We start from the raw sequence: 7653 nt of genomic DNA, 5'->3' as shown, positions 1-7653 counted from the left end.
CAATTGAGTCTGAACCCTAGGGAGCTATCATGGATATCCGCCCCATCCGTACCGAAGCCGATCATGATGCGGCGATCGCCGAGATCGAGCGGCTCTGGGGAGCCGACCTTGGGACCGACGACGGCGATAAGCTCGATATCCTCGCGACGCTCGTTGAAAAATACGAGAACGAACATTGGCCGATCGATACGTCGCGCGTCGATCCCATCGACATGCTGAACTATCTGACTGAGGAGGGCGGGCATACACAGGCGGAGCTTGCTGAGTTGCTGGGCTCCCGCTCGCGCGCCTCCGAGATTTTGAACCGAAGGCGTGCGCTGACGGTGGAGATGATCTTCAAGATCAGCGAAGCCTGGAAAGTGCCTGCTGAGCTTTTGATCAGGCCATACCGTTTGGATGCCGCATAGATTGCAGGAGCGGCCTTGCAAGAGCTCTACTCATCGTATGCTCCTCAAAGCGAAAAGGCGCCCCTCGCGGAGCGCCTTTTGCTTGTTGCATACAGTCGGGCCAGATCAGCCCGAATAGTACATGTCGAACTCGATCGGATGCGGGGTCATCTCGAAGCGCTCGACTTCCGTCATCTTCAGTTCGATGTAGCTGTCAATGAAGTCGTCATCGAACACGCCGCCGGCTTTGAGGAAGGCGCGGTCCTTGTCGAGGTTTTCGAGCGCTTCGCGAAGTGAGCCGCACACGGTCGGGATCTGCTTCAGCTCTTCCTTCGGCAGGTCGTAGAGGTCCTTGTCCATCGCCGGACCCGGATCGATCTTGTTCTTGATGCCGTCGAGGCCGGCCATCAGCATCGCGGCGAAGCCGAGATAGGGATTGGCGAGCGGATCGGGGAAGCGCACCTCGACACGCTTGGCCTTCGGCGAAGCGGTGTAGGGGATGCGGCAGGACGCCGAGCGGTTGCGCGCGGAGTAGGCGAGCAGCACGGGGGCCTCATAGCCCGGGACCAGACGCTTGTAGGAGTTGGTCGACGGGTTGGTGAAGGCGTTGATCGCCTTGGCATGCTTGATGATGCCGCCGATGTAGTTGAGGCAGGTCTCCGAGAGGTCGGCATATTTGTTGCCGGCGAACACCGGCTTGCCCTCCTTCCAGATCGACTGGTGGACGTGCATGCCCGAACCGTTGTCGCCATAGACCGGCTTGGGCATGAAGGTGGCGGTCTTGCCGTAGATGTGCGCGACCTGATGGATGCAGTATTTGTAGATCTGGAGGTGGTCGGCCATCAGCGTCAGCGTGTCGAACTTCATGCCGAGCTCGTGCTGGGCGGAGGCGACCTCGTGGTGATGTTTCTCGACCTTGACGCCCATCTTGGCCATGGCGCCGAGCATTTCCGAGCGCATGTCCTGCACGGAGTCCTGCGGCGGGACCGGGAAGTAGCCGCCCTTGGTGCGGACGCGGTGGCCGAGATTGCCGCCTTCATATTCGGTGTCGGAGTTGGTCGGCAGCTCCGAAGAGTCGAGCCTGAAACCGGTGTTGTAGGGGGTCGAGGAGAAGCGCACGTCGTCGAACACGAAGAACTCGGCTTCGGGGCCGACGAAGACCGTGTCACCCACGCCCATCGACTTCACCATGGCTTCTGCCTTCTTGGCGATGCCGCGGGGGTCGCGGTTGTAGGGCTCGCCAGTTGTCGGCTCGAGCACGTCGCAGGTGATGACCATGGTGGTCTCGGCGAAGAACGGGTCGATCGTCGCGGTCACCGGATCGGGCATCAGGCACATGTCCGACTCGTTGATCGCCTTCCAGCCGGCGATCGAGGAGCCGTCGAACATCGTCCCTTCGGCGAAAATATCGTCATCGATCATGCTGACGTCGAACGTCACGTGCTGCCACTTGCCGCGCGGATCGGTGAAGCGCAGGTCGACGTATTTGACGTCGTTGTCCTTGATCGATTTCAGGACGTCTTTGGCGGTCTTCATGCATACCCCTTTTGGCTCTGCGGGTCGGTTTCCAGATGAGCAAAATTATTCTCGCTTTCGGCGAGTTTTGCGCGACCGCACAAACGAATTCAGGCCGCCGAAGCAGCCTTATTTCTTGTCAGAGTGTCGCAAAATGCGGGATAGCACCCGGCTCAGATAGCGTCCAGCCCGGATTCGCCGGTCCGGATGCGGATCGCCTCCTCGATATTGGAGACGAAAATCTTGCCATCGCCGATGCGTCCGGTCTGCGCGGCGCGGCGGATTGCGTCGATCGCACGCTCGACCAAATCGTCGCCGATCACGATCTCGATCTTCACCTTGGGCAGGAAGTCGACGATGTATTCTGCGCCGCGATAGAGCTCGGCGTGACCTTTCTGGCGGCCGAAACCCTTGGCCTCCGTCACGGTGATGCCCTGAAGGCCGACTTCCTGAAGCGCTTCCTTCACCTCGTCGAGCTTGAACGGCTTGATGATGGCTTCGATTTTCTTCACTGCGCGCCTCCCGGCCTTTCGAACAAATAGCAACGTCTTCGTCAGGATGCGCTTTTCTCACGCACGAGCTTGTCTTCGCTGTGCCGGGATGCCTGACCAACCCGGCAGCGGCCGGCCACACCATATATATGCCAGTGAGCACGACGAACCGAAGCGGCTTCCTCGAAAGCAGGGTCTATGCCAAGTTGCAAATCCCCTGATTGTTGGAGCGTTATCAGCCTTTTAACGAGCATCTCTAATAGGTGGAGCCGACCGGCTCAAAATACCGAAGACTACGAAATAGGCAAACGATCAATGTGTGTGCAGGCATCTATTCCCATGTATGGGATCGGCACGGAAGATGCCTGTTGAAGAGGCGTTTGTACCAGGGAAGTGGCATGGAAGTTTTGACCAACGCTGAAATGCAGCGAGCCGACCAGCTCAGCATTGCGGCCGGCACGCCCGGCTTCAAGCTGATGCTGAGCGCCGGCCAGGCGGTCGCCGAAGCCGCCAATGCGCTGGTGGAGGAGGGGCCGATCCTGATCGTGGCCGGCCCCGGCAACAATGGCGGCGACGGTTTTGTCGCGGCTGCCGAGCTTGCCGCCCAGGGGCGCGAGGTCTCGGTGATCCTGATGTGCGAGCGCGATCAGCTTCAGGGGGATGCGGCTTCCGCCGCGCGCGGCTGGAAGCACCCGGTGCTCCCGTTCAATCCGCAGGCGATCGGCAGGCCGGCGCTGATCGTCGATGCCCTGTTCGGCGCGGGCCTGAGCCGCGCCGTTGGCGGCGAGGCGCACGAGATGATCGAAGCGATCAACGCCAACGGCGCGCCGGTGCTCGCCGTCGACCTGCCGAGCGGCATCAACGGCACCAGCGCGGCCGTGATGGGCGTGGCGGTGAACGCCGCCGAGACCGTCACCTTCTTCCGCAAGAAGCCGGCGCATCTGCTGCTGCCGGGCCGGGTGCATTGCGGTGCCGTGCGTGTCGCCGATATCGGCATCGACGCGCAGGTGCTGGACGAGATCAGGCCGCAGATCTTCGAAAACGATCCGGATTTCTGGGGCGCAGCTTTTCCGGTGCCCCGCATCGACGGCCACAAATTTGCGCGGGGCCACGTCCTGGCAGTCTCGGGCGACGCCGCCGCCACCGGCGCGGCGCGGCTCGCCGCCCGCGGGGCCTTGCGCGCCGGCGCAGGGCTGGTGACGCTGGCGAGCCCACGCGATGCGCTCGCCATCAATGCAGCCGCGCTCACGGCAGTCATGGTCCGCCCCGTCGATACCGCGGTCGAGTTCGGCGAGCTCCTCAGTGACAAGCGTTACAACACCTGCATGATCGGCCCCGGTGCGGGCATCGGCGATCGCACCTGCGATTTCGTCCACACCGCGCTCACGGCGCAGCGGCGTCTGGTGCTCGATGCGGATGCGCTGACGAGCTTTGCCGCAAATCCCGAGCGATTGTTTGAAGCGATCAAGTCCTCGCAGGACAATGCGGTGGTGCTGACACCGCATGAGGGCGAGTTTCCGCGGCTGTTCTCCGATCTCAGCAACAAATATCCGCACCGCTCCAAGCTTGAGCGGGTGCGCGCCGCGGCCGAGCGCTCCGGTGCTGTCGTGCTGCTGAAGGGCCCGGACACGACGATCGCCGCGCCCGACGGTCGCGCCACCATCGCCGCCAACGCGCCGCCCTGGCTCGCTACCGCGGGCGCCGGTGACGTGCTCTCGGGCATCATCGCAGGGCTGCTGGCGCAAGGCGTGCCGGCGTTCGAGGCCGCCAGCATCGGCGTCTGGATGCACGGCGAGGCGGCGAGCGAAGCGGGCCCGGGACTGATCGCGGAAGACCTGACCGAGACGCTGCCGGCAGTGCACCGGCGGATTTATGGTGCGCTCGGGGTGGAGTACTGAGCGCTCACTCCACCGCATACCAGCGCACCAGCAGCGGCGCCGCCCAGTCGGTCACGACGGATTCGATCAGCCATCGTCCGGGTGAGGTCGCGGCGAACGCGATGCGCTGGGTTTGGCCGGGCTCGATTGCGAGCGTGTCGAGCCAGTAAGGCTTCCAGCCATCGTCGAGCCGGTCGAGCAGACGGAAGTGCTGCCCGTGGAGGCGGAAGACAGTGGTGACCGCCCCGGGGTTCTTGAGTGCCAGCACGACGGTGCGGCCGGCCTTGGCGCGAAAGGCGGGGGTGGACGCGGTGGAGAAGCTTGCAGGCCGCGTCCAACCGGCCTCGGATGCGCCGAGCGCGACATCGAACCGCAGGGCGCCTTTAAGGTCGAGTTGGTCAGGGAGGCCGTTCGACGGGAGGGGCTGTGGATCAGACAGCGGGACGCGCCGCTCCCGTCTGCCGGAGATTGTGAGGCTCCCGACCTGGCGCGCCTCCTTGCCGTCGTGCAGCAGGAACGGGGCCGATGTGGCCGTATCCACAAATGCGTCGACACGCGCGCCGGGGGCCAGCACCACAGCGCCGCTGCGAGCCGGGAACGGCTCGGCCGGCTGTCCGTCCATGGCCACTACGCGGACGTCGTGGTTTTCCAATTTGATCGCCAGGACAGTACGTTGGGAGCCGTTGATAAAGCGCAGCCGCAGCCGCTCGTTGGCTGCGGTTGAGAGTTCGAATGAAGTTTGCCCGTTGATTGTATAGAGCGGCTGAGTGTCCTTCGGGTCGCGGCCCGGGGGAAGCGCGGTCCCATCCGGCCGCAGGCGCCATTCCTCGATCAACAGCACCTCGTCACGGTCGACGGCCGGGCGGCTCGTCTCCTCGGCGATGATCGAAAGCGGGCGGCCGGGCGCTGTCAGACCGTCCTCGAAGAGGCGAAAGTCAACCAGCAAGGTTCCTGCGCTTGGTATTGAAATAATTGATGTTTCAGTCGTGTCTGGCGGGGTGGGCGCGCGCCCCCGCAGCGGGTCGGCCGCGGCCGCGCCGTTAAGGCCGTACCAGACTGGACCAAGCGGTACTGGCAGGTCGTTCCGAAACACCAGCTCGCAGCCGTCGCCGCGCTTGAGATGGACGTTCCCGATATGGCTTACGGCAGCCAGCTCCCAGATTGGTGTAGGCGGCTGAGCCGGCATCAGAACCAGACTCGCGAGGCGGGCCTGGAGGGCGAGCTGGGCGGTGACGGACGGGCCTGCCCCGCCGACAATCATCCCCGCGGCCGACGCCCCAAGGCCGGCCACAACCTCGCGTCGGGAGGGGGCAAAAATCGGCGTTTTCATGCGACGATCCGGACCATGCTGCGCTGGATAAGTCCAGCCGCCATGCCTAGTTGAGGTGGGTGTCGACACGGCCATTTTTTTGCTGCGAACGGGCAGGCTCATGCTATAAGCCCGCCGCCCTCGGCATCGCGGCCGGTCTTGATGCAAATTCTCGCGGGCGTGGCGGAACTGGTAGACGCGCTGGATTTAGGTTCCAGTGACGAAAGTTGTGGGGGTTCGAGTCCCTCCGCCCGCACCAAGCGCTTTCAGCGTTTGCACGGATTACTGAAGGGGGCTGTTCCTCGCGGATGTTTTTCCGCAAGGAGCCAGGTCCGATGAACCCACTAGCGCAGGGGCATTGGCCTCGCGCGCTGGATCGATTGATGACAGCGTCCGGGCGCGCAACGTGCCGGGACCGAACGAGAAGAAGATTGGACGCCATGCAGGTCACAGAAACCGTCTCGGAAGGTTTGAAGCACGAATTCAAGATCAGCGTTCCGGCGTCTGATCTTGACGCCAAGGCCGGCGCCAAGCTCGTCGATCTCAAGGACAAGGTTCGCCTCAACGGCTTCCGTCCCGGCAAGGTGCCGGTCAATCACCTGAAGAAGGTCTATGGCCGTTCGGTGATGGCCGAGACCATCGACCAGACCATCCGCGACACTAACACGCAGCTCTTCTCCGAGCGCGGCTTCCGCCTCGCAACCGAGCCGAAGATCACGATGCCGACCGAGCAGGCCGAGGTGGAGGAGCTGCTGTCGGGCAAGTCCGACCTGACCTACACCGTCGCGATCGAAGTGGTGCCGGCGATCGCGCTCGCCGACTTCAAGTCGTTCCAGGTCGAGAAGCCGGTTGCTGAAGTCTCCGACACGGATGTCGACGAGGCGATCAAGCGCATCGCCGATTCGAACCGCGGCTACGCCGCGAAGGCCGAGGGCGCGAAGGCCGAATCCGGCGACCGCGTCACCATCAGCTTCAAGGGCACCATCAACGGCGAGGCCTTCGAGGGCGGCGCCGGCGAGGGCATCCAGGTCGCGATCGGCTCCAACACCTTCATTCCCGGCTTCGAGGAGCAGCTGACCGGAATCGGCGCGGGCGAGACCCGCACGCTGAAGGTCGCGTTCCCGAAGAACTACATGAACGACAAGCTGGCCGGCCAGCCGGCCGAGTTCGAGACCACCGCGACGCTGATCGAGGCGCCGCAGGACATCGCGATCGACGACGAGTTCGCCAAGGCGCTCGGCCTGGAATCGCTCGACAAGCTCAAGGAAGCTGCGCGCGAGCGGCTGGTTGCGGAGTTCGCGACCGCGACGCGCCAGCGCGTCAAGCGCGCGCTGCTCGATAAGCTCGACGAGGCGCATCGCTTCGAGGCGCCGCCCTCGCTCGTCGACGAAGAGTTCAATCTGATGTGGAACTCGGTCAAGGCCGAGATGGACTCCGCCGGCAAGACCTTTGCCGACGAGGACACCACTGAAGATGCCGCCAAGGAAGAGTACCGCAAGATCGCCGACCGCCGCGTGCGGCTCGGCCTGGTGCTGTCGGAGATCGGCGAGAAGAACAAGATCACCGTGACCGACGACGAGGTCGGTCGCGCCGTGATCGAGCGGGCGCGCTCGATGCCGGGCCGCGAGAAGGAAGTCTGGGATTATTACCGCAGCAACGCCCAAGCGTTGGCCCAGCTTCGTGCACCGATCTATGAGGACAAGGTCGTCGACTTCATCCTCGAACTCGCCAACGTGACCGAGAAGAAGGTCTCGCGCGAGGACCTTTACAAGGACGACGAAGCGGAAAAGACCGCCGCCTGAGGGCGTTGAGAACGCCTTCTGTTAAGGATGATCTGCGTAACAGGCCCAACTAGCCAGGTGGCCGGCTGGGCCTCTTTGCGCGAATCAGCTTCAACTGCCGCGACGATTAAGCCTTAATGCGCTCCGCACTTGTCTGGCGCGAATTGGGCTATATCTGTGGCTTACCCTCTACCAAAGTTCCTGCATCACGGGATGTCCGTCGGCCTTCAGGCAAATCCAGCCAGGAAACTGGCAGCCAAGAGTGGCGACGTCCGCGTCCGAAAAACCTAGGTG

At 63.4% G+C, this 7653-nt stretch carries 6 protein-coding genes and 1 tRNA gene; 4 read left to right on the top strand and 3 right to left on the bottom strand.

Features of this window, described 5'->3' with window-relative positions:
• Window positions 1-29 precede the first annotated feature (29 nt).
• A complete protein-coding gene (locus tag FXV83_RS32600; RefSeq protein WP_148743675.1) occupies window positions 30-407 on the top strand; it encodes a helix-turn-helix domain-containing protein in 378 nt (125 codons plus the stop codon).
• 105 nt (window positions 408-512) lie between these two features.
• Here FXV83_RS32600 and glnA read toward each other — a convergent pair whose 3' ends face one another.
• Together glnA and FXV83_RS32590 are read right to left on the bottom strand one after the other, a co-directional pair.
• Entirely contained in the window at window positions 513-1922 is a 1410-nt protein-coding gene (gene glnA, locus FXV83_RS32595) for a type I glutamate--ammonia ligase (RefSeq protein ID WP_148743674.1), read from the bottom strand.
• 152 nt (window positions 1923-2074) lie between these two features.
• Complete coding sequence (locus FXV83_RS32590) at window positions 2075-2413, bottom strand: P-II family nitrogen regulator (RefSeq protein WP_007603495.1); 339 nt, start codon at window positions 2411-2413, stop codon at window positions 2075-2077.
• 377 nt (window positions 2414-2790) lie between these two features.
• Between FXV83_RS32590 and FXV83_RS32585 the strand changes: the two genes are divergently transcribed.
• Window positions 2791-4290 (top strand): NAD(P)H-hydrate dehydratase, encoded by a 1500-nt coding sequence (locus FXV83_RS32585; protein WP_148743673.1) that lies wholly within the window; start codon window positions 2791-2793, stop codon window positions 4288-4290.
• Between the two features lie 4 nt (window positions 4291-4294).
• Here the strand turns inward: FXV83_RS32585 and FXV83_RS32580 are convergent, their stop codons facing one another.
• Window positions 4295-5599 (bottom strand): multicopper oxidase domain-containing protein, encoded by a 1305-nt coding sequence (locus FXV83_RS32580; RefSeq protein ID WP_148743672.1) that lies wholly within the window; start codon window positions 5597-5599, stop codon window positions 4295-4297.
• 153 nt (window positions 5600-5752) lie between these two features.
• Between FXV83_RS32580 and FXV83_RS32575 the strand changes: the two genes are divergently transcribed.
• A tRNA-Leu gene (locus FXV83_RS32575) sits at window positions 5753-5837 on the top strand.
• Between the two features lie 181 nt (window positions 5838-6018).
• On the top strand, window positions 6019-7380 hold the full coding sequence (gene tig, locus FXV83_RS32570; protein ID WP_148743671.1) for a trigger factor: 1362 nt from the start codon (window positions 6019-6021) through the stop codon (window positions 7378-7380).
• Window positions 7381-7653 lie beyond the last annotated feature (273 nt).

This window comes from Bradyrhizobium hipponense (assembly GCF_008123965.1).
GTDB classification, from domain to species: Bacteria; Pseudomonadota; Alphaproteobacteria; order Rhizobiales; family Xanthobacteraceae; genus Bradyrhizobium; species Bradyrhizobium hipponense.
This window is presented reverse-complemented; position numbering and strand designations above follow the sequence as displayed.

What these genes read in the sequence shown, in the direction of transcription:
- FXV83_RS32600 (WP_148743675.1), top strand. Translation starts at nt 30, where the DNA reads ATGGATATCCGCCCCATCCGTACCGAAGCCGATCATGATGCGGCGATC.
- glnA (WP_148743674.1), bottom strand. Translation starts at nt 1,922, where the DNA reads ATGAAGACCGCCAAAGACGTCCTGAAATCGATCAAGGACAACGACGTC.
- FXV83_RS32585 (WP_148743673.1), top strand. Translation starts at nt 2,791, where the DNA reads ATGGAAGTTTTGACCAACGCTGAAATGCAGCGAGCCGACCAGCTCAGC.
- FXV83_RS32580 (WP_148743672.1), bottom strand. Translation starts at nt 5,599, where the DNA reads ATGAAAACGCCGATTTTTGCCCCCTCCCGACGCGAGGTTGTGGCCGGC.
- tig (WP_148743671.1), top strand. Translation starts at nt 6,019, where the DNA reads ATGCAGGTCACAGAAACCGTCTCGGAAGGTTTGAAGCACGAATTCAAG.